Source organism: Microbacterium sp. NPDC058062, assembly GCF_042885375.1.
Lineage (GTDB): Bacteria > Actinomycetota > Actinomycetes > Actinomycetales > Microbacteriaceae > Microbacterium > Microbacterium trichothecenolyticum_C.
Genome location: NZ_JBHVSC010000002.1, coordinates 120,178 through 140,394 on the forward strand (window position 1 = coordinate 120,178; position 20,217 = coordinate 140,394).

At 70.4% G+C, this 20,217-nt stretch carries 18 protein-coding genes; 4 read left to right on the forward strand and 14 right to left on the reverse strand.

The genetic code is table 11. The annotated features are described in order from the left end of the window. The first annotated feature begins 132 nt into the window (after window positions 1-132). Window positions 133-1,182: a LacI family DNA-binding transcriptional regulator gene (locus ACFVSU_RS05235; protein WP_387139084.1), complete on the forward strand. Its 1,050-nt coding sequence runs from the start codon at window positions 133-135 to the stop codon at window positions 1,180-1,182. A 10-nt stretch (window positions 1,183-1,192) separates the two neighbouring features. Here ACFVSU_RS05235 and ACFVSU_RS05240 read toward each other — a convergent pair whose 3' ends face one another. From ACFVSU_RS05240 to rplJ, 7 genes are all read right to left on the reverse strand, one after another. After that, on the reverse strand, window positions 1,193-2,299 hold the full coding sequence (locus tag ACFVSU_RS05240) for a Gfo/Idh/MocA family protein (RefSeq protein WP_387139088.1): 1,107 nt from the start codon (window positions 2,297-2,299) through the stop codon (window positions 1,193-1,195). Then, window positions 2,296-4,152: a DUF6807 family protein gene (locus ACFVSU_RS05245; protein ID WP_387139091.1), complete on the reverse strand. Its 1,857-nt coding sequence runs from the start codon at window positions 4,150-4,152 to the stop codon at window positions 2,296-2,298. The genes ACFVSU_RS05240 and ACFVSU_RS05245 overlap by 4 nt, the downstream gene beginning before the upstream one ends. Before the next feature lie 179 nt (window positions 4,153-4,331). Continuing rightward, complete coding sequence (locus tag ACFVSU_RS05250) at window positions 4,332-5,669, reverse strand: ABC transporter substrate-binding protein (protein ID WP_387139094.1); 1,338 nt, start codon at window positions 5,667-5,669, stop codon at window positions 4,332-4,334. 95 nt (window positions 5,670-5,764) lie between these two features. Further along, window positions 5,765-6,691, reverse strand: a complete 927-nt coding sequence (locus ACFVSU_RS05255; protein ID WP_375871031.1) for a carbohydrate ABC transporter permease — start codon at window positions 6,689-6,691, stop codon at window positions 5,765-5,767. Next, entirely contained in the window at window positions 6,678-7,604 is a 927-nt protein-coding gene (locus ACFVSU_RS05260; protein WP_387139097.1) for a carbohydrate ABC transporter permease, read from the reverse strand. The genes ACFVSU_RS05255 and ACFVSU_RS05260 overlap by 14 nt, the downstream gene beginning before the upstream one ends. A gap of 307 nt (window positions 7,605-7,911) precedes the next feature. After that, entirely contained in the window at window positions 7,912-8,295 is a 384-nt protein-coding gene (rplL, locus tag ACFVSU_RS05265) for a 50S ribosomal protein L7/L12 (RefSeq protein ID WP_387139100.1), read from the reverse strand. Between the two features lie 48 nt (window positions 8,296-8,343). Continuing rightward, the gene (gene rplJ, locus ACFVSU_RS05270) at window positions 8,344-8,832 is read right to left on the reverse strand and encodes a 50S ribosomal protein L10 (RefSeq protein ID WP_310285091.1); all 489 of its coding nucleotides are present in this window, start codon (window positions 8,830-8,832) and stop codon (window positions 8,344-8,346) included. A 389-nt stretch (window positions 8,833-9,221) separates the two neighbouring features. On the opposite strand from rplJ, the gene fdhA reads away from it, so the two are divergent. Together fdhA and ACFVSU_RS05280 are read left to right on the forward strand one after the other, a co-directional pair. Beyond that, entirely contained in the window at window positions 9,222-10,442 is a 1,221-nt protein-coding gene (gene fdhA, locus ACFVSU_RS05275) for a formaldehyde dehydrogenase, glutathione-independent (RefSeq protein WP_387139103.1), read from the forward strand. A gap of 47 nt (window positions 10,443-10,489) precedes the next feature. Beyond that, the gene (locus ACFVSU_RS05280) at window positions 10,490-10,894 is read left to right on the forward strand and encodes a heme-binding protein (RefSeq protein WP_310245123.1); all 405 of its coding nucleotides are present in this window, start codon (window positions 10,490-10,492) and stop codon (window positions 10,892-10,894) included. A gap of 32 nt (window positions 10,895-10,926) precedes the next feature. On the opposite strand, the gene ACFVSU_RS05285 is transcribed toward ACFVSU_RS05280, so the two are convergent. Then, complete coding sequence (locus tag ACFVSU_RS05285) at window positions 10,927-11,562, reverse strand: 4a-hydroxytetrahydrobiopterin dehydratase (RefSeq protein WP_387139107.1); 636 nt, start codon at window positions 11,560-11,562, stop codon at window positions 10,927-10,929. Between the two features lie 115 nt (window positions 11,563-11,677). Here ACFVSU_RS05285 and ACFVSU_RS05290 point away from each other — a divergent pair, with 115 nt between their 5' ends. Continuing rightward, window positions 11,678-12,385, forward strand: a complete 708-nt coding sequence (locus ACFVSU_RS05290; RefSeq protein ID WP_387139110.1) for a YqaJ viral recombinase family protein — start codon at window positions 11,678-11,680, stop codon at window positions 12,383-12,385. 24 nt (window positions 12,386-12,409) lie between these two features. Here ACFVSU_RS05290 and ACFVSU_RS05295 read toward each other — a convergent pair whose 3' ends face one another. The 6 genes from ACFVSU_RS05295 to ACFVSU_RS05320 all read right to left on the reverse strand — a co-directional run bounded on the left by ACFVSU_RS05295 (window position 12,410) and on the right by ACFVSU_RS05320 (window position 20,145). Then, complete coding sequence (locus ACFVSU_RS05295) at window positions 12,410-12,913, reverse strand: 2'-5' RNA ligase family protein (protein ID WP_375871025.1); 504 nt, start codon at window positions 12,911-12,913, stop codon at window positions 12,410-12,412. Window positions 12,914-12,956: 43 nt separating this feature from the next. Next, complete coding sequence (locus ACFVSU_RS05300) at window positions 12,957-14,846, reverse strand: dipeptide ABC transporter ATP-binding protein (RefSeq protein ID WP_387139113.1); 1,890 nt, start codon at window positions 14,844-14,846, stop codon at window positions 12,957-12,959. Continuing rightward, a complete protein-coding gene (locus ACFVSU_RS05305) occupies window positions 14,843-15,706 on the reverse strand; it encodes an ABC transporter permease (RefSeq protein WP_310285105.1) in 864 nt (287 codons plus the stop codon). Before ACFVSU_RS05305 ends, ACFVSU_RS05300 begins: the two co-directional genes overlap by 4 nt. After that, window positions 15,703-16,659, reverse strand: coding sequence for an ABC transporter permease (locus ACFVSU_RS05310; protein WP_387139116.1), 957 nt, complete (start codon window positions 16,657-16,659; stop codon window positions 15,703-15,705). Before ACFVSU_RS05310 ends, ACFVSU_RS05305 begins: the two co-directional genes overlap by 4 nt. A gap of 73 nt (window positions 16,660-16,732) precedes the next feature. Next, window positions 16,733-18,382, reverse strand: a complete 1,650-nt coding sequence (locus tag ACFVSU_RS05315) for an ABC transporter substrate-binding protein (protein ID WP_387139119.1) — start codon at window positions 18,380-18,382, stop codon at window positions 16,733-16,735. A gap of 47 nt (window positions 18,383-18,429) precedes the next feature. Then, a complete protein-coding gene (locus ACFVSU_RS05320; RefSeq protein ID WP_387141243.1) occupies window positions 18,430-20,145 on the reverse strand; it encodes an amidohydrolase in 1,716 nt (571 codons plus the stop codon). Between the last annotated feature and the right edge of the window lie 72 nt (window positions 20,146-20,217).

Below are 20,217 nucleotides of genomic sequence, written 5' to 3' on the forward strand. Positions count from 1 at the left end.
CCCGGGGTCACAACTCGGTAAACACCGCCACCGGGACTGGTGCCGGATGCGCGATCACGGCATGATGACCCCTGGAACCGGTTCCAGAATCCCGGGTGACGGCGGCGTCCCCGGGGGCGCGAGGAGGACCCGATGGCGGGCATCGCCGATGTTGCGCGGGCGGCAGGCGTCTCGAAGTCGACGGCCTCGCGTGCTCTCACCGGCTCGGGGTACGTCTCCGCCGCCACTCGCCAGCGGGTGAGGGATGCTGCGACCGCCCTGGGCTACGTCCCCACGACGAGCGCCGTGAGCCTGGTGACAGGACGCACCCAGACCGTCGGTGTCGTCATGCCGTCGCTGGACCGGTGGTTCTTCGCCCAGGTTCTCGAAGGCATCCAGGACGCGCTGCTCGAACGGCGGTACGACCTCGCCCTCTACGGCGCGCCACCCGAGTCGGCCGCTCGCCGCGAGATGTTCGAGCATTTCCTCGCCCGCAAGAGGTTCGACGGGCTGATCGCGGTCGGCATCGAACCCAGCGCGCGCGAGCTCGAGCGGCTCGTCGCCTTCGGCAAGCCGGTCGTCGCCGTCGGCGGCTACGACGTCGGCACCAATGCCGTCTCGATCGACGACGAGGCGGCCGCCCGGATCGCCACCGACCACCTCATCGGCCTGGGGCACCACGAGATCGTCTTCCTCGGGGGCGACCCCGACGGACGCCGCACCAGCTTCGGCGACGGCCGGCGCCTGGACGGATATCTCTCGGCGATGCGCGACGCCGGGTTCGAGGCATCCGCCCGCCATGTCCAGTCCGAGGTGACGATGCCCGGCGGGTACGGTGCGGCCGTCGAGCTGCTCGGCGATCGTCGCACCCGGCCGTCCGCCATCGTGGGGGTGTGCGACGAGGTCGCGGTCGGCGCGATTATCGCCGCACGACGGCTGGGGATCCGGGTTCCGGAGCGGCTCAGCGTGGTCGGCATCGACGACCACGCCTACGCCGACATGTTCTCGCTGACCACGCTGCAGCAGCGGCCGCACCAGCAGGGGCGCGCCGCGGTGCAGCTGCTCATGTGGCAGCTCGACGACCCCGACGCCCCCACCCACCGCATGTACGAGTCGTCACCGCTCGTGGTGCGCAATTCCACCGCCCCGGTCGACGACGACGCCTCCGCGATCATCGGCGTCGGCCCGCTCGGCACCGGCTGACGCCGACGCGTCAGAGCAGGTCGAGGTCGCGGAAGGTGCGCGCCTCCCACGCCACGCGCTCGACCGCTTCTTCGACGCCGATCACCGTGCGGAACGTCTCGCCGGCGGATGCCTCGACCCGTACCAGCCGCGGAGCGATCGGGGTTGCCGGCGGGCCGGTGACGATCTCCTCCAGCACGCGGGTGAAAGCACCGGTGCGTGCCAGCGGGGCGAGCAGAGCGTCCCCGGCGCGGACGTGGCGGACGAGGTTGTCGAGCAGGCCGGTGCGCTCGAACGCGTACGTGCGCGGCAGCGCCGCTCCATCACGGTGGACGTGGAGCGAGTCGAGCGTGTAGACGTACACGAGGAATCCGCGCGTGCCCCTTACGAGCACGTACGGCTCGTGACGTGTCGCGGCGGTCACCGCCAGACCGGCCGCCACCCGGGCTCCCCCGCGCAGTCCGACGACGAGCGAAGACGTGTCGTCGGTGGCGATGTCGTTCGCGCGCCGGAGGTCGGCGTCGATCGCGACGACGTCCTCGGGGGCCGCGGCGCCGGCGATCGCGAACGCCGTCGCGAGAGCGTGGGCCAGCGGGTTGGTCGCGACGCCGTCGGCGACCGGTCGCCCGTCGATCACGCGGTGCCCCGCCCACGGCGCGCGTCGCCAGTACTCCTCCGACCGTGACCAGAGCCCGACCGCGCCGTAGTGGAGCACCTCGCCGATGACCCCGGACGCCGCGGCGTCCGTCGTCGCCGCCACTCCGGCACTGCCGAGCGACTGGAATCCCACCTGCACGGCGCGGGAGGCGGCATCCGTCGCCCGGACCAGCGCGTGGTGATCGGCGACCGATGCCACCGGCGGCTTCTCGAGCAGCACGTGGGCGCCACGAGCGAGCGCGAGGCCCGCGAGGCCCGCATGGGTGGGGATCGGGGTGCTGAGCACGACGACGTCGAGATCGACGGCGTCGATCATCGCGACGGCGTCGGTGAACGCCCGCGTCGCGGAGGGGACGTCGCCGCCGCCCCGGGGGTCGGCGACGGCGATGAGTTCGAGGTCCGCGGCGCCCAGCACCGCGTCGACGTGGCCGCGCCCGTGGCCGTGGACGCCGGCGACGCCCACGCGAAGGCGCTCCGTCACAGGCCGGCCTCGGCGCGCAGCGCGGGAAGCGCGGCCTCGACGGCCGCGGCGTCGGCGAGCTCTTCGTCGAGCACGTATGCCGTCAGCTCGAGGTCGAGCTCGCCGCCCTCGGGGATCGTGCGCGGCTCGTCCCAGGCCACCGAGGGCCCGGCGCCGAGATACTCGGCGAATCGGACGAACCACGGCAGCCGCTCGTCGCCCTGCGTCAGCACGACGGTGGTGCCCCGCTCGGGGAAGGTGAAGGCGATCCACGGCGTCGCCGCCCCGTGCACGTCCCGTTCGGTGTCGCCGGCGGGGCTGAAGACCCGGGCGATCTCGGGGGCGAACCGCCAGAAGATGCCGCCATACCCGGCGCCGTCGCGCCCGTTCGTCGCCGGGGACCCGAAGGTGATCGCGTCGAGCGTCGCCTTGAGGTGGCTGCGCCACCGGAGCGCCCAGCCGTTCGCCAGCTCGGCGGAGCGGAGCTCCCGCACCTCGACGAGCTGCGTCGTGCCGTGCTCGTCCACCCAGCTGAGCCGCTCGTCGAGCGCGTGCCCCTCGATGTGCAGGCGGTCCCGGCGCTGGCGTCCGTGGTTGGGGACCATGACCGACCCCTCGCCACGCACGTACGTGCGCCCGCCCCAGTAGGACGTGCCGTTGACGTCGGCGATGGCGAGGCTCACACCGAGGTGGTGAGGGTGGTCGGTCGGCTCGGTCACCGTGAGCGGCGTCCCGGTACGGGAGATCACCGCGTCGAGGTACGGGCGCGGCGACAGCACCGAGTCGACGTTCACGCCCTCCTCGTACTGGGCGACGACGGTGGACCCGAGCCGCAGGACCGGACGGGCCGGACCCACCCAGCCGCTGGCGTGGGATGCCGGACCGGAGCTCCGGCGCGCCACGAGGACGGGCCGGTAGAACAGGGGGTGGTCGGCGCTCTCGCCGTCCAGTGCGTGACGCATGCGATTCCAAGCCTGCCGCCCGATCTCGATCCGCGGGACCGACATGGTCGTCAGCGGAGGGGCGGCGAAACGAGACTGCGGGATGTCGTCGATCCCGACGATGGAGAGTTGTTCGGGCACCTCCACGCCGACCTCGCGCAGGCGCGACATGAGCCCGAGCGCGACGAGGTCGTTGAAGGCGATGGCGGCGGTGGCCCCGGTCTCGAGGACGGCGTCGGCGGCGTCGTAGCCCGCTTCCATGCTCGATCCCGCCGCAATGGTGAGGAACTCGAGGTCGGGGTGGTCCCGCGCCAGCTCCCCGAGCCCCAGCGCCCGCTGCTCGTTCGCGTAGCTGAGGGCCGGACCCGCGACGTAGGCGATGCGGCGGTGGCCGAAGCCCCGCAGGTGCATCCCCAGCTCCTTGACAGCCGTGGCGTAGTCGACCGAAAGCTGCGCCGCCGCGGTGTCGTCGACGCGGCGGTTCACCACCACGACCGGCGTGGTGCGCTGGATGAGGTCGCGGAGCTCGGCGTCCGGCATCCGTGGCGACACTAGCACCAGCGCATCGCACTTGCTCCGCGCCTCGCTCGCGATGTCGGCCTCGACGCCGACCGCCTCGGCGCTGTCGGCGACCAGCACGCGGTAGCCGTCGCGCGCTGCGGCGACGGTGAGTCCCTTCAGCACGCCCTGGAACATCGGATTCTCGAGGTCGGGAACCAGCAGCGCGATGGTGTGGCTGCTCCCCCGCACGAGACTGCGCGCCGCCTCGCTCGGCGAATAGTTCAGCGCAGCCACCGCGCGGTTGACCTTCGCCACGATGGCGGGATCGACGGTGGCGACGCCGTTGAGGACGCGCGACACGGATGCCTGCGACACACCCGCATACTGTGCGACCTGCGCCATCGTGATCGGGCGCGACGTGACCTCGCTCAAGGAATCCCCCTCCTCTCTCAATCTTGGGCGCCGACGGGCGCGGTGGGGCGCATTCGACCGCACGACTTCCGTCATCGCGGCGCGCCCGCCCGGGACCGGACCCCTCATCACTTCGGTCCGGCCCCGGACAGTCCTGGGGACGACGGGGTCGCGCGCTCGGTGTCGCGACCCCGCGTCGGCTAGATCGCCGCGTCGTCGAGCGCCTGCTGCAGCTCCGCGATGAAGCTGGCGGCCGCGTCCTCGGGCGTCACCTCACCGAACAGCACGCGCTGCGTGTGCTGGTCGATGATCGTCTCGATCGCACCGCCGCCCGGAGGGGTCGCCGGCGGCGCGTCGCCGACCCGCGGCGCGATCTTGTCGAGGAAGTCGACGACCTCCTGATTGACCTCGTCGAGCTTCGGGGTGATGTACGCGCGGATCTTGTCGTTCGCGGGCACGCCGCGCTCGGCGAGCAGCAGGTCCGCCGCGTCCTCGCTGTTGGCGAGGAAGTCGAGGAACAGTGCGACCTCGGCAGGGTGCTCGGTCTTGGCCGACGCCGACCAGAACATCGAGGGCTTGTAGTACGCGGCGGCGTCGTCGCCCTCGTCCGGTGTCGGCACCATGAGCGGGACGAGGTTCTGGCCGCTCGCGTCGCGGAGGGCGGCGACCTGGTTCGACCACCACGGGCCGAAGGCGGACTGGTTGGTCGCCGTGAACGACTCCGCGAGTCCGGCCGACTCGCGCTCGATCGTCGCGGAGGGGACGGGCGTGCCGCCCGCCTCGGTCACGTCGAGCAGGTTCTGCCACCAGGCGGCGAGCGTCTTCTCGCTCGCGGTCACCTCGGGCGAGCCGTCGTCGGCGTACAGCGACTCGCCGTGCTGACGCAGCCAGTTGTTGAGGCCGCCGTCCTCGAAGCCCCAGGACTGCGAGCCGACGACCGCGCCGCCGCTGGCGGCGGTCACCTCCTCGGCCACCTTGTTGAGGTCGTCCCACGACCACGTCTCGTCGTCGGGCAGCTCGATGCCGAGGCTGTCCAGCACATCCACGTTCGCCATGTAGGTGTAGGTGTTGATGCCCACAGGAATGCCGTACTGCGTGCCGTCGAGCGCGCCGGTGCCGAGCACGGACTCCGGGAAGTCACCGGTCGGCAGCTGGTCGCCGAGGGTGCCGAGATCGAGCAGCACGCCATTGGCGGCGTACGTCGACAGCTGCTTCTCGTCCATCTGGATGATGTCGGGAGCATCGCCGGCAGCCACCGTGGTGGCGAGCTTGTCCCAGTAGCCGGCCCAATCCGTGTACTGCGGTTCGATGGTGATGTTCTCGTGTTCGGCCTCGAAGGCCGCGATGAGCTCCTCCGTGATGCCGTGGCGGACGTCGTTGCCCCACCAGGTGAAGCTGAGCGTCACGGGCTCGTCTGACAGGGTCGGTCCGGTGGCGGGGGTCTCCGTCGAACCCGCGCACGCGGTCAGCGTCAGCATCGTCGCTGCGCCGACGGAGGTCAGCAGCAACCAGCGCGGTGCGGTTGTGGTGCGTCGCATGTCTTGCATCCTTTCGACCGAAGTCGGTGAGTGGTGTTGGTGCGGTGTGATGAGGGTGGGCCCTGCGGCCCGCGAAGAGGTGCGTGACGCGAGCGTCACTTGATCCCGGTCGTCGCGATCCCCTTGATGAGGAACTTCTGGCCGAACAGGAAGATCAGGAAGATCGGGATGAGCGACACGACGCTCATCGCGAACATCTGGGCGTAGTTGGTCGAGCTCTGCGCGTCCTCGAAGGACCGCAGCGCCAGGGGCACGGTGTACAGCTCGGGCTTGGTCAGGAAGATCAGCTGGGAGAAGAAGTCGTTCCAGGTCCAGATGAAGGTGAAGATCGCGGTCGTCGCCAGTGCCGGCACCATGAGCGGGAGGATGATCTGCAGGAAGATCCGCGGGTGGCCCGCCCCGTCGATCCGCGCGGCCTCATCGAGCTCCTTCGGGATGCCCCGGATGAACTGGACCATCAGGAAGATGAAGAACGCATCCGTGGCCAGCAGCTTCGGCACGATCAGCGGCAGGAACGTGTTGACCCAGCCCAGCTGGGAGAACAGCACGTACTGCGGAACGATGATGACGTGGATCGGGAGCATGATGCTCAGGAGCATCACCGCGAACCAGAACCGTTTGCCGCTGAACGACAGGCGGGCGAACGCGTAGGCCGCCATCGAGCACGACACCAGGTTGCCGACGATGCAGCCGATCACGATCAGCGCCGAGTTCCACATGTAGACGTTGAACGGATACGCGAGCGCGTTCCACCCGTCGGTGTAGTTCGAGACCTCGAAGCTGTCGGGGATGATGCTGGGATCGCGGAAGATCTCGTCGTTCGGCCGCAGCGAGCTGACGACCATCCAGATCACGGGGTAGAGCATCGCGAGCGCCAGGGCGATGAGCAGGACGTGTCGCACGACGCTCGCCATGGGCTTGCGGAACGGACTGCGCCGGCGGGCGAGCGGAGGGCGGCCGGTGACGATCGTCTCGGTCGCGAGCGGGGCCGTCGTGGCGGCGGCGTCGTCAATCTTGGTCATCGTAGAAAACCCAGAATCTCGAGGTCCAGAACATCAGGACGGTCAGAATGCCGATGATGACCAGCAGCAGCCACGCCATGGCCGACGCGTAGCCCATGTTGTAGTTCGTGAAGCCCTGCTGGTACAGGTACAGCGTGTAGAAGAGCGTGGAGTCGACCGGCCCGCCGGTGCCGCCCGAGACGATGTACGCCTGCGTGAACGACTGGAACGTGCCGATGAGCTGCAGCACGGCGTTGAAGAAGATGATCGGGGTGAGCAGCGGGATCGTGATGCGGAACAGCTGCTGCCGCCGGCTGGCGCCGTCGACGTCCGCCGCCTCGTAGTACATCGTCGGGATCTGACGGAGGCCCGCGAGGAAGATCACCATCGGCGAGCCGAAGGTCCACACGTTCAGGATCATGAGCGTGCCGAGTGCGGTGTCGGGGTTCGAGATCCACCCCTGCCCCTGGATGCCGAAGACCGCGAGCACCTGATTGACGAGGCCGTCGACACCGAAGATCTGGCGCCACAGGATCGCGATCGCGACACTCGCTCCGAGCAGCGACGGCAGGTAGAAGGCGGAGCGGTAGAACGCCAGACCGCGCAGGCCCCGGTCGAGCACGATCGCCAGGAACAGCGCGACGGCGAGCTGCAGCGGCAGCGACACGAACACATACGTGAAGGTGACCTGGAGCGCCGAGTGGAGCCGCTCGTCCTCCCACATGCGGGCGTAGTTCTGGAGCCCGATCCACTTCGGGGCGCTGAGCAGGTTGTAGCGGGTGAACGAGAGGCCCAACGAGGCGACCATCGGCCCCATCGTGATGACGATCAGCCCGACGAACCAGGGGGCGAGGAAGAGGTAGGCGGCCTTGTTCTGCTTCTTGCCGTCGCTCTTCGCGGACTTGAGCTTGCCGAGCTCGCCGATCGCGCTCATGCGGTGCCTCCGCGTGCGCGGCCCGGCGGCAGCGTTCTAGGGCGGTGCGTCGTCGTCACCGTATCCTCCGGTCTCGTCTTCGAGGGTGAGAATGCGCTTTCTGGAATGCGCTTTCTCATTCTTGTCAGAACGGATGCGGAAGCGCAAGTGCTTCCGTGAAATCAACCGGAATCTGCGCCAGAAGCCCGAGAAAGGGGTTTCACAGAATGCGCAGTCTCATGGACGAAGGCGGGCCGGCGATACGACGAAGGCCCCGGATGCCGAGCATCCGGGGCCTTCGTGGAATCGCTGCAGAAGCAGCGCGGGATTACTTGAGGGTAACCGTCGCGCCGGCCTCTTCGAGAGCGGCCTTCGCCTTGTCGGCGGTCTCCTTGTTGGCGCCCTCGAGGACGGCCTTCGGAGCACCGTCGACGACGGCCTTGGCCTCGCCGAGGCCCAGCGAGGTGAGCTCGCGGACCGTCTTGATGACCTGGATCTTCTTGTCGCCGGCAGCCTCGAGGATGACGTCGAACGAGTCCTTCTCCTCCTCGGCAGCAGCCTCGGCGCCCGCGCCACCGGCGCCGGCAACGGCGACGGGAGCAGCAGCGGTGACGTCGAACTTCTCCTCGAACGCCTTCACGAACTCGCTGAGCTCGACGAGGGTGAGGTCGGCGAACTGCTGCAGCAGTTCCTCAGTGGTGAGCTTCGCCATGATGTATCTCCTAGATAGATGGGGTTGTGAGAAAAGATCGCCGGTCGCTCACGCGGCCTCGGCGGTCTCCAGCTTTTCGCGAAGCGCGTCGATGGTCGCGGCAGCCTTGCCCATCGTCGCCTTCATCATGCCCGCAGCCTTCGCCAGCAGAACCTCACGGCTCTCGAGCGAGGCGTACTTGTTGACCTCGTCGGCGCTGAGGGAGTTGCCCTCGAAAACGCCGCCCTTGATCACGAGAAGCGGGTTGGCCTTGGCGAAGTCACGCAGAGCCTTCGCGGTGGCGACGAAGTCGCCGTGCACGAACGCGATGGCCGACGGACCCTTGAGGTCTTCGTCCAGCGACGTGATCCCCGCGTTGTTCGCGGCGATCTTGGTCAGCGTGTTCTTCACCACGGCGTATTCCGCGTCCTGACGGATGCTGTTGCGCAGCTGCTTGAGCTGGGCAACCGTCAGACCGCGGTACTCGGTCAGCAGAACGGCGTTCGAGTCCTCGAAGTTCTTCGTGAGCTCGGCAACCGATGCGTCCTTCTGCGCCATGGTCACTCCTTGTGTGTGTGAGACGCTCCGCGGTGGCGGGGCGCCGGCCGGAGGCATCCGCTCATCTTCTCGTCACGGCAACAAAAAAGCTCCGGCGCAAGCGCACGGAGCGGGATTCCTGATCCAGGAGAATCGTTCGTGACACCTGCGCGGGCCTCTGCGTAAGCAGTGCTTCGATCTCGATGCGTTCGCACGCACGTCGATGACCGGCGGTCTTCGGCTCCGACAAGGGTACGTGATCCCGGCGTCTCCGCCAAATCGAGCGGGATGCGCCAGAACCGTCCGCATGCCCGGCCCCATTGCGCGAGCACTCCGGAAGGAGAAGGCTCTCAGCGAGCCTGCAGCACGAGAGTCGCACGACCGTGTCTCGAGCGACGGAGAGGACGACGATGTCTGCCAACCGAGCGGTGGCCTACAAGGGGCCGGGCGAGGTCGAAGTGATCGACACCGACTACCCCGAGTTCGAACTGAAGGACGGACCGGGCGTCAACCCGGCGAACGTCGGCAGGAAGGTGCCCCACGGCGCGATCCTCAAGACCGTGTCGACGAACATCTGCGGCTCTGACCAGCACATGGTGCGCGGCCGCACGACCGCACCCGCGGGCCTCGTGCTCGGCCACGAGATCACCGGCGAAGTGGTCGAGGTCGGCCCCGACGTCGAGTTCATCAAGGTCGGCGACATCGTGTCGGTCCCGTTCAACATCGCCTGCGGCCGGTGCCGCAACTGCAAGGAGGGCAAGACCGGCATCTGCCTCAACGTCAACCCCGACCGCCCCGGCAGCGCCTACGGCTACGTCGACATGGGCGGCTGGGTCGGCGGACAGGCCGAATACGTCCTCGTCCCCTACGCCGACTGGAACCTCCTCAAGTTCCCCGACCGCGACCAGGCGCTCGAGAAGATCCTCGACCTCACGATGCTCTCCGACATCTTCCCCACCGGCTTCCACGGTGCCTACACCGCCGGCGTCCGGCCGGGTTCGACCGTCTACATCGCCGGCGCCGGACCTGTCGGGCTGGCTGCCGCCGTCGGGGCGCAGCTGCTCGGTGCGGCCGTCGTCATCGTGGGCGACCTCAACGCCGACCGCCTGGCCCGTGCCCGCTCGTTCGGCTGCGAGACCGTGGACGTCTCCCAGGGCGACCCCAAAGACCAGATCGAGCAGATCCTCGGCGTCCCCGAGGTCGACTCGGGCGTCGACGCCGTCGGCTTCGAAGCGAGAGGACACGGATCGGATGCCTCGCACGAGGCGCCCGCGACCGTGCTCAACTCGCTGATGGACCTCACTGCGGCCGGCGGCGCACTCGGCATCCCCGGGCTCTATGTCACGGGCGACCCGGGCGGGATCGACGAGGCCGCCAAGGTCGGCTCCCTGTCGCTGCGCCTCGGCCTCGGCTGGGCCAAGTCGCTGTCGTTCACCACGGGTCAGTGCCCGGTCATGAAGTACAACCGGCAGCTCATGATGGCGATCCTCCACGACAAGGTCCACATCGCTGACGCCGTCGGTGCGACCCCGATCGGCCTCGAAGACGCCCCGCAGGGCTATGCCGACTTCGACCACGGTGCCGCGAAGAAGTACGTGCTCAACCCCAACGGCTACATCCAGACCGCTTGACCGCGCCTCGGCCCGAGGCATCCGTCCCGCAATGAAAGGAACTCCCCATGTCCGTGACCCTCGCAGACGCCCGTCGTGTGATCGAAGCCGCTGAGAAGCGCGCCGACGAGATCGGCCAGCCCATGAACATCGCCGTCGTCGATGCGGGCGGCAACCTCGTCGCGCACGTGCGCCAGGACGGCGCCTGGATCGGCAGCATCGAGATCTCGATGAGCAAGGCCTGGACGTCGAAGGCGTTCGACATCTCGACGAAGGACCTCGGCGACAACTCGCAGCCGACGCAGCAGTTCTTCGGCATCCACACCACCAACGCGCACGGCCGCGGCGTCGCGATCTTCGCCGGCGGTGTGCCGCTCAGCCGCGACGGCAAGGTCGTCGGTGCGGTGGGCGTCAGCGGAGGCTCGGGCGAGCAGGACCAGACCGTCGCGGAGGCCGGCGCCGCGGCGTTCTGACACCTCGGCCGCCAGGCGGCGCCGCGGCGACGTCAGGTGCGCCAGGGGCAGAGGTCGACCTTGTGGCCGTCGGCGTCGGCGAGCGTCCACCATTCGGGCGCGTGCGAGTCGTCGACCATGACGCCGCCCGCGGCGAGCGCGGCGTCGAGCCGCTTCTCGATGATGTCGCGGGGTCCGTTGACGTCGAGGTGCGACCGACCCCGCAGCGGCTTGTCGACCGGCTGGAACCAGATGAGCGGGCCGCGGCCGTCCTTGTCGAAGAGGACGCCGTCGCGCACCTCCGAGAAGCCGGTCGCCGCCTTCCAGAACGGCACGACCGCCCCCGGGTCGGGTGTGGCGACGGCGAGCATCACGTCGAGCATGCGCCCGGTGTCGGCCGGGATGTCGAGCTCGCGCGCGGCCTGCGAGATCTGCGCGGCCAGCGCGGCATCCTTCTCCGTCAGCCCCCCGGCCGAGTGCGTCATGAGCCGCACGCGCACGGACGTGTACCGCACGTCGACGTCGGGATGGTGGTCGGCCGCCTCGGCCAGTTCGGCGATCGCGCCGAAGAACTGCGCCCCCGCGGCGAACGTGCCGGTGCGGAACAGCGCGAACGCCCCGGTCACGCGCGGATGCCAGTCCTCGACACCGGGGAACGCGCGGAACTCGTCTCTCGTCATGGTGTCCATGCCCCGAGGATGCCACCGTGACCGCCGACCGCAACCCCCCCTTGCGCGCCGCAGGTCCGTCGGCCGCGGTGCGTCGCAGGCGGCGGATGTCTCATCGGCGGCGTAGCCTCGAAGGGTGAATCCCGTTCCCTCCGTCGCGCACCCGTCGGGGCTCGCGGAGCAGGCACCGGAGGTGGCCGCCCGCATCGTCGCGGACTCCCGCGACCGGGTGGCCTGGGTGCGCGCGCGGTCCCGGGGCATCACCGCGACGGACGTCGCCACCCTCACCTCCGACAGGGCGATCGCCCGCGCGGCCGATGCGAAGCTCCTCGGCTCGGGCTTCTCGGGCAACGCGTACACCGCACACGGACGTGCCCGCGAGCCGGAGATCGCGGCGTGGGTCGCGGCGACGCACGGCATCCAGCCGTCGTCCGCGCTCTTCCACGCCGTCGTCGAGAAGCGCCACCTCGCGACCCCCGACGGCATCGCGGTCGACAGCGTGGGCCGCATCACCCTCGCCGAGATCAAGACGACGAACAAGGCGTGGCGCAGCATCCCGCGGGGCTACCTCCGCCAGGTGTGGTGGCAGCAGCACGTGCTGGGCGCGGAGCGCACGCTGGTCGCGTGGGAGCAGCACGACGGCTTCGTACCCGTCGACGACGAGCCCCGGTGCGCGTGGGTCGACCGCGACGACGCCGAGATCGCGAAGCTCGTGCGCCTCGCGACCTCTCTCATCGACGAGCTCTACCTGCGCACCATGCGCGCACGGCAGCAGCCGGCACGGACCCCGCAGCCGCCCGCCGCGCCGCGAGAGCCGTTCCGCGCGCTCGCCCTCGCGGACTGACCGCTCGCGCAGCGGGCACCGCTCTCACCGGATCGTGATGACGCGCCGGTTCTCGGCATCCCACACCCGCGCGCCGACGGCCTCGCCGCTGATGTGCGGGGCTCTGATCGTGCGCATCGCCGTCGCCAGCCGCACCGCGGTCAGCCCGCGCGCGAGGGTGATGTGCGGCGTCCAGTGGTCGATGCGCGTGGTCGAATAGCGGGGCTCGGGTCTGCCGGCGAGCTCGGCCACGACGCGGTGGACCTCCAGCAGGGCGGAGGTCGCGACGACCTGCCGCGTGAGCACGTACCGATCCCGGTGGCCGAGGAGCAGCACTCCTCCGAGCTCGAGGGGAACGGGAAGCATCTCGGCGATTCCGGCAAAGGCCGACGGCTCGAGATGCTCCCGCACCGCGAGCGTGACGTGGGGGCGGTTGCTGGGCGCCGGGTTGCGTCCCGAGCTCGGCAGGTCCGCGCCGAGCAGCCGGTCCCAGTCCTCCCGCACCACGCGGTCGATCTCGGCATCCGGAATCAGTTCGACGCTGAACACCCCTCCATCCTCCCGCGCGCCGGCGTCCTGCGCCGGACGCGGGTCACCGTGCCTGCCCGGCCGCCTCGGCCTTCGCCGTCTCCACCGCTGCGGCCTCCGCATCGCCGTCGTCCGCACCCGCGTCCGGTGCGCCGCCGTCGACACCCGCGGCCTCGACCTCGGCACCTGCCGCCTCGGCGTCCCACCCGGGCTTCGGCACCGAGTCGATGAGCAGCCGCGTGTACTCGTGCTGCGGGGCGGCAAGGAGCTCCGCCGTGCGACCGCGCTCGACGATCTCGCCGCGGCGCATCACGACGGTCTCGTCGCAGACGCGCCGGACGACGGCGAGGTCGTGGCTGATGAAGAGCACGGTGAGTCCGCGCTCCCGCCGGATGCGGTCGACGAGGTCGAGCACCTGCGCCTGCACCGAGACGTCGAGCGCGCTCGTCGCCTCGTCCATCACGAGCACGTCCGGCTCGATCGCGAGGGCACGGGCGATCGCGACGCGCTGCCGCTGACCGCCCGAGAGGGTCCGCGGCCGCGCGGCGGCGTGCTTCTCCCCCAGTCCGACCTGGGCGAGCAGGTCGAGCACCCGCGACCGTGCCTCGGTCGCGCTCAGCCGGGTGTGCAGGCGCAGGGCGTCCTCGATGGCCCGGCCCGCCGTGATGCGCGGGTCGAGCGACAGGTACGGATCCTGGAACACCATCTGCACGCTGCGTGCGTGGGCCAGCCGCTCGCGCCTGTTGCGAGGGACCGCGGTGCGCTCGCGACCGTCGATGCGGATGTCGCCCGTGTCGGCGGCCTCGAGCCCCACGATCATGCGCGCGAGCGTCGACTTGCCCGACCCCGACTCCCCCACCACCCCCAACGCGCCGCCGCGGGGCACCGCGACCGACGCGTCGATCACCGCGCGCACAGGCTCCTTGCCCCGGCGCACATACGTCTTCGACACCCCTGCCGCCTCGAGCATGGCGGCTGCGGTTCCCGCCGGGGGCGCAGCATCCGTCCCCCGCTCGCCGTGCACAGAATCGGAGATTTCCGACGACACGCCGGTGGACGGATGCTGCGGCCCGGCGTGTTCCGCAGAGCCTCCGATGCGGTGACCCGCGGTCGCGCCCGGTGCGGCGCCGACCAGCGTCGGGGTCGCGGCGACGAGGCGCCGCGTGTACTCGGCCCGCGGGGCTCGCAGCACGTCGTGCGCGCGGCCCTGCTCGACAACCTGCCCGCCGCTCATCACATACACGCGGTCGCACAGCGAGGCGGCGAGGTTGAGGTCGTGCGTGATGAAGAGCATGCCCATGCCGCGGCTCGCGCGCTGCTCGGCGAGCACGCCGATGATCTCGGCCTGGGTGGTCACGTCGAGGGCGGTCGTGGGCTCATCGCACACGAGGAGCTTCGGCGACGTCGTCAGGGCTCCCGCGATCATGACGCGCTGCAGCATCCCGCCCGAGAACTCGTGCGGATACTGGCGCAGGTGGTCTTCGGGGCGGGGCAGGCGCACCGCCTCGAGCAGCTCGACGGCGCGTGCGCGCGCAGCATCCGTCGACCATCCCTCTGCGAGGCGGAGCGCCTCTGTGAGGTGATCCCCGATCGTCCGCATCGGATTGATGCCCGCCCGCGGATCCTGGAAGATCATCGCCGCGCCGTGGCGACGCAGCTGCCGGAGTTCGGGTGCGGGGGCGGTGAGCACTCCGGCGCCGTCCAGCACGACCTCGCCGGTGATCGAGGCGCGGTCGGGCACGAGCCCCAGCACGGTGCGGGCGGTCAGCGACTTGCCCGACCCGGACTCGCCGACGAGGCCGACGGTCTCGCCCGCGGCCACCGACAGCGTGATGCCGTCCAGAAGCCGCGTGCCGTCGGGCAGGTCGAGCGTGAGGTCGCGGATGTCGAGCAGTGCCGGATTCGGCGCGATCGGCGCCACGGCAGGATCGGCGACGGTCTCGGTTGCGTTCATGCCGGGATCTCCCCACCGATGCGGTCGGAGAGCTCTTCTCCGATGATGTTGACGGCCACGACGACCACGACGACGGCCACCGCCGGGACGATCGCGGGCAGGAAGTGCCCGCCGATGAGCCCGGCCTGCGCCTCGTTGATCATCGCGCCCCAGTCGGCGGTGGGCGGCTGCACGCCCAGGCCGAGGAACGACAGGGCGGCGAGCTCGGCGAGCACGTACCCGAAGTTGAGCGTCGACTGCGCGCCCACGATGGGCGTGACGTTCGGCAGCACGCGCCGCAGCGCGATCCATGCACCGCCGAAGCCCTGCACGCGATACGCCGCGACGTAGGGCCGGGTGCGCTCGGCCGCGATGAGCGAGCGCGTGAGGCGCGCGACGAACGGCGCGTACGCGATGCTCATCGCGATGACGGGAGCGACCAGCCCCTTGCCGAAGAGCGCGACCGCCATGATCGCGATGAGCAGGGACGGGAAGGCGAACAGCACGTCGAACAGGCGACCGAGCACGGAGTCGATCCAGCCGCCGCGCCAGCCGGCGATGAGCCCGAGGAGGATGCCGAGCACCGTCGACGCGATCACCACGAGGAGCGGACCGAGCAGGGCCGTGCGCGCACCGTAGATGAGGCGGCTCAGTGTGTCGCGGCCGAGGCCGTCGGTGCCCAGCCAGTGCGCGGCGCTCGGCGGCGCGTTCACCGCGGCGAAGTCGACGGCGTCGGGGTTGTACGGCGCGAGGAACGGGGCGAAGATCGCGGCCAGCGTCATCGCGGCGAGGACTCCGAGTGCGATCGCGAACGTCAGGCTGGTGCGGGGCAGCCGTGGTGCGCGCAGCACCTTCACGGCGAGGGTGGGCGTTGTCGTCATCGGGCACCGGCTCCGGCAGCGGATCGCGGATCGATCCAGGGTTCGAGGACGTCGATCACGGCGTTCACGAGCACGAACGCGGTCACGACGAGGAGGACGATCGCCTGCACGACCGGGAAGTCGAGGCGGTCGACCGACTGCACGAGCAGCGAGCCCATGCCGGCGAGGCCGAAGGCCGCCTCGACGATGGAGCTGGCGACCAGGAGGCCGGCCACCAGCATCCCGCTCACCGTCAGGATCGGCCCGACGGCGTTGCGGAACACGTGACGGCGGATCACGGTGCCGCGCTTGATGCCACGGCTGATCGCGACCTCGACGTGCTCACGGTCGAGCTGGTCGATCATCGACGAACGCGTCACCTTGCCCACCAGCACGACGAACACGATCGCGAGGGCGATCGACGGAAGCACGAGGTGGTAGACCGTGTCCCAGAACCCCTCGCCCGACCCGAACGACGGGAACCAGCCGAGCTGCACCGCGAACACCGCGATGAGCACGATGGATCCGACGAACGACGGGATGGCGCCGAGCACGGTGAGCCCGATGAGGATCGAGCGGTCCGCGAGGCGTCCGCGGTGGAGGGCGGCGACCGCGCCGGCGATGAGGCCGACGACCGCGATCATCGTGCCCGCCATCACGACCAGCCCGAGGGTGACGGGCAGCCGCTCGCCGAGCACCACGGTGACGTCCTGCCGGTACTGCAGCGACCGGCCCAGGTCGCCGTGGAGGAGCCCTGCGACCCAGTTGAGGTACTGCTGCCACGGCGGCAGGTCGAGACCGTACTGCGCGGTGACCTGGGCCACCGCCTCGGGGCTGGGCTTGCGCCCCCGCAGCAGGAACGCCACCGGATCGCCCGGCACCAGGAAGCGCGAGAAGAAGACGAGCACGGATGCCAGGAACAGCGTGAGCAGCAGCCCGCCGAGCTTGCCGGCGATCCGGCGGACGGCGATCATCGCTCCTCCGCCCCCTCCGGCCCGCCGCCGATCCGGGCGGGGCCCGGCGGCGACCGCCGGGCCCGCGCTCACGTCAACGGGAGCCAATGGTCGCCGCCCACGGGTAGTACATGAACGCCACCGACGGGGCGACGCCGGTCACCCGGTCGCCGAGGAACAGCGTCATCGGGCCCTGGAACAGCGGCAGCCACGGCAGCTGCTCGTTCGCGATGCGCTGAGCCTGAGCGGTGACCTCGCTGCGCGCCGCGGGGTCATCGATGGTGACGGCCTCGTTCACGAGGGAGTCGAACTCGGGGTCGCTCCAGTTGCCGTAGTTGCTGAACTCGCCGGTGCGCAGCACGCTGTACATCTCGAGCGGATCCGGGCTCGACAGGTACCACGAGGTGTAGAAGAGGTCGATGCCCTCGCGCGCGGTCGGGTCGGAGAAGAGCGCCGTGTACGCGCTCGGGCTCACCGTCTCGATGGTCGCCTTGAGGCCGATCGACTGTGCGGCGGCGGCCGCGCCCTGCGAGATGACGGTGAAGTCGTTGCTGATCGGCGCGGTGGCGATCACGATCTCCTCGCCCGCGACGCCCGCCTCGTCGATGAGCTTCTTGGCCGCTTCGATGTCGTACGGATACTCCTCGAGCCCGTCGAACGCCTCCTTCACGCCCGCGTCGCTCGCGCCGACCCACACCGACTCGGTGGTGAGCGCGTTCGTGACATCGCCGTAGCCCTTGGCCGCAGCATCCAGGATCCCCTGCCGGTCCATCGCCATGAGTAGCGCCCGGCGCACGCGCTCGTCGCCGAGCGGACCCTCCAGGTTGTTCACGATGAGGCTGCCGACCGCGGTGTTGAGGCCGAAGTACATGTCGCCCTTGCCGGAGTCCTGCAGCTGCCCGATCGCGTCGGCCGGGATCATCCACCCGCCGTCGACCTCGCCCGACTTCAGCGCGTTGACACGCGCGTTGGGGTCGGTCATGAAGAGGATGTCGACCTCGCCGGCGCGGGCGTGCAGCGTGTCGTCCCAGTAGTCGTCGTAGCGGGTGAGCGTGACCGACTCCCCCGACTTCCACTCGGTGAGCGCGAAGGGGCCGGTGCAGTTGACGAGCCCCGTCGAGTTGCCGTAGTCGGCACCCTTCTCGGCCAGGGTCGCCGCGGACTCGACGACACCCGCCGACCCGCCCATCGCGAGGTTGAACTGCGAGTCCGGGCCGTTCATCGTCACCGTGACCTGCCGGTCGCCGGTCTGCTCGATCGACGCGACGTTCTGGTACACCGAGTACCACGACGAGCCGACCTCGGGGTCGAGATGGCGGCTCATGGACGCCACGACGTCAGCAGCCGTGAGCGGCGTGCCGTCGTGGAACGTCACACCGTCGCGGATCGTGTAGACCCACGTCTCGGGCGTCGGGTGGTCGAACGCCTCCGCCAGTCCGGGCGAGAGCGTGAAATCGGGGTTCAGCCGCAGCAGCGACTCGCACACGTTGGCGAGCACCTGGTTGTCGGCGTAGTCGAACGCGTAGGCGTAGTCGAGCGAGTACGGCTCGGAGTAGCTCACCCACGAGTACGAGTCGATGTCGCCCGACGGCGCGGCCGTCTGGGCGGTGTACTCCCACTCGGGGGCGGCGGTGGCGTCGGGGCTCGACGTGTCGGCGCTGCACGCGGACAGGACGAGCGCGCCGGCCACGCCGACGCCCGCGACGGCGAGCAGGCGACGGGCGGTGCGTCGGGTGCGGATCATGGTGCTCCTCGGGTTCTGACGACGGTGTCGGGTGGTGGAGAAGGAACTCAGGACAGGACGGATGCTGCGGCCTCGGCCTCGGCCTCGGCGTCCGCGCCGGCGTCGGCGTCGGCGTCGGCGTCGGCGTCGGCGTCGGCGTCGGCGTCGGCGCGGGCGTAGACCCGCTCGCCGTCGATCCACGTCGAGGCGACGCGGCACAGGTAGAGGTCCTCGACGGGGACGGTGAACGGGTTCGGCTCGACGACGACGAGGTTCGCGAGGTAGCCGGCGCGGACGTAACCGGTGTCGTGGTCGCGGTGGTTCACGTACGCCGTGCCCGACGTGTAGGCGGCGAGCGCGGTGGCGAGGTCGAGGCGCTGGTGGGGGCCGCCCAGCGGCTCGTCGTCGGACAGCGGGGCGACGCGGTTGACGGCGATGTGGACGCCCGCGAGCGGATCCGCGCTCGAGACCGGCCAGTCGCTGCCGCCGGCGAGGCGCACCCCGGCCCTCTTCAGATCGCCGAACGGGTACTGGCGCGACGCGGCGGACTCGGCGAGGAACGGCAGCGTGAGCTCGTCCATCTGGTCCTCGTGGCACGCCCACAGGGGCTGCATGTTCGCCACGGCGCCGGCCGCGGCGAAGCGCGGCACGTCGGCCGCGTCGACCACCTGGATGTGGGCGAGGTGGTGGCGCCCGTCGGTCGCGCCGTTGACCTCCGCCGCCGCCTCGACCGCGTCGAGCGCTTCGCGCACGGCCCGGTCGCCGAGAGCGTGGAAATGCAGCTGGAAGCCCGCGGCATCGGCGGCGATGGCGTACTCGCGCAGGCGCTCGGCCGGGATGAACGACAGGCCGCGGTTGTCGGTCGAGTGCCCGTGCCCGTCGCGGTACGGCTCGAGCATGGCGGCCGTGTGGTTCTCGGCGACGCCGTCGACCATGAACTTGATCGAGCCGAGCGAGAAGCGGTCCGGGCGGCCGAGCGCGGCGACCTCGTCGCGGGTGCGGATCATGCCCTCGAGCTGCTCGATCCCCTCGCCGCGCTCCCACCACTGGGCCCCGACGACGTGCGCCTTGAGCGTTCCCTCGGCGAGCGCACGACGGTAGGAGGCGAGCCCGCCGGGGATCCCGGGAAAGTTCCCGACGAGGGCGTCCTGCCAGCCCGTGATGCCCTGCGCGATGAGGTCGTCCTGCGCGCGCAGCAGCCCTGCGTAGGCGAGGTCTTCCGAGACCTTCGGACGCGCCTCGGCGAACAGGTCGGCCGCCCCCTCGTGGAAGGTGCCGGCCGGGAACCCGTCGGCCTCGCGCTCGATGCGCCCGTCGGCCGGGTCGGCCGTGGCCGCGTCGACGCCGGCCGCGCGCATCGCCGCGGTGTTCGCCCACGCGGAGTGGTGGTCGCGGCTCGCGAGCAGCACCGGGCGGTCGGGCACGATCGCGTCGAGCGCGCCGCGGAGCGGTGCACCGCCCGCGAAGTGGTCCATCGACCATCCGCCGCCCACGATCCACTCGACGTCGGGGTTCTCGGCGGCGTAGCGCGCGATCGTGGCGAGCGTATCGGCGGCGTCCTCCGAGCCGGTGAGGTTGCACTGCAGCAGCTCGACGCCGCCCGACATCGGGTGCACGTGGGCGTCCTGGAACCCCGGAGCGAGCAGCGCCCCCGCGAGGTCGACGACCTCGGTGTCGGGACCGATGAACACGGATGCCTCGTCCTCGGCGCACACCGCCGCGATGCGTCCGCCGCGCACGGCGACGGCCACGTCACTGATTGCTTCGGCGCTTCCCGCCCGCATGAGGTCGGAGCTGAACAGCGCGCCTCGGATGAACACGGTGTCTGCGTACGGGGTGTCTGCATCTGCAGGAAC

What these genes read in the sequence shown, in the direction of transcription:
- rplJ (WP_310285091.1), bottom strand. Translation starts at nt 8,832, where the DNA reads ATGGCGCAGAAGGACGCATCGGTTGCCGAGCTCACGAAGAACTTCGAG.
- ACFVSU_RS05235 (WP_387139084.1), top strand. Translation starts at nt 133, where the DNA reads ATGGCGGGCATCGCCGATGTTGCGCGGGCGGCAGGCGTCTCGAAGTCG.
- rplL (WP_387139100.1), bottom strand. Translation starts at nt 8,295, where the DNA reads ATGGCGAAGCTCACCACTGAGGAACTGCTGCAGCAGTTCGCCGACCTC.
- ACFVSU_RS05280 (WP_310245123.1), top strand. Translation starts at nt 10,490, where the DNA reads ATGTCCGTGACCCTCGCAGACGCCCGTCGTGTGATCGAAGCCGCTGAG.
- fdhA (WP_387139103.1), top strand. Translation starts at nt 9,222, where the DNA reads ATGTCTGCCAACCGAGCGGTGGCCTACAAGGGGCCGGGCGAGGTCGAA.
- ACFVSU_RS05315 (WP_387139119.1), bottom strand. Translation starts at nt 18,382, where the DNA reads ATGATCCGCACCCGACGCACCGCCCGTCGCCTGCTCGCCGTCGCGGGC.
- ACFVSU_RS05250 (WP_387139094.1), bottom strand. Translation starts at nt 5,669, where the DNA reads ATGCGACGCACCACAACCGCACCGCGCTGGTTGCTGCTGACCTCCGTC.
- ACFVSU_RS05305 (WP_310285105.1), bottom strand. Translation starts at nt 15,706, where the DNA reads ATGACGACAACGCCCACCCTCGCCGTGAAGGTGCTGCGCGCACCACGG.
- ACFVSU_RS05285 (WP_387139107.1), bottom strand. Translation starts at nt 11,562, where the DNA reads ATGGACACCATGACGAGAGACGAGTTCCGCGCGTTCCCCGGTGTCGAG.
- ACFVSU_RS05310 (WP_387139116.1), bottom strand. Translation starts at nt 16,659, where the DNA reads ATGATCGCCGTCCGCCGGATCGCCGGCAAGCTCGGCGGGCTGCTGCTC.
- ACFVSU_RS05300 (WP_387139113.1), bottom strand. Translation starts at nt 14,846, where the DNA reads ATGAACGCAACCGAGACCGTCGCCGATCCTGCCGTGGCGCCGATCGCG.
- ACFVSU_RS05255 (WP_375871031.1), bottom strand. Translation starts at nt 6,691, where the DNA reads ATGACCAAGATTGACGACGCCGCCGCCACGACGGCCCCGCTCGCGACC.
- ACFVSU_RS05320 (WP_387141243.1), bottom strand. Translation starts at nt 20,145, where the DNA reads ATGCGGGCGGGAAGCGCCGAAGCAATCAGTGACGTGGCCGTCGCCGTG.
- ACFVSU_RS05260 (WP_387139097.1), bottom strand. Translation starts at nt 7,604, where the DNA reads ATGAGCGCGATCGGCGAGCTCGGCAAGCTCAAGTCCGCGAAGAGCGAC.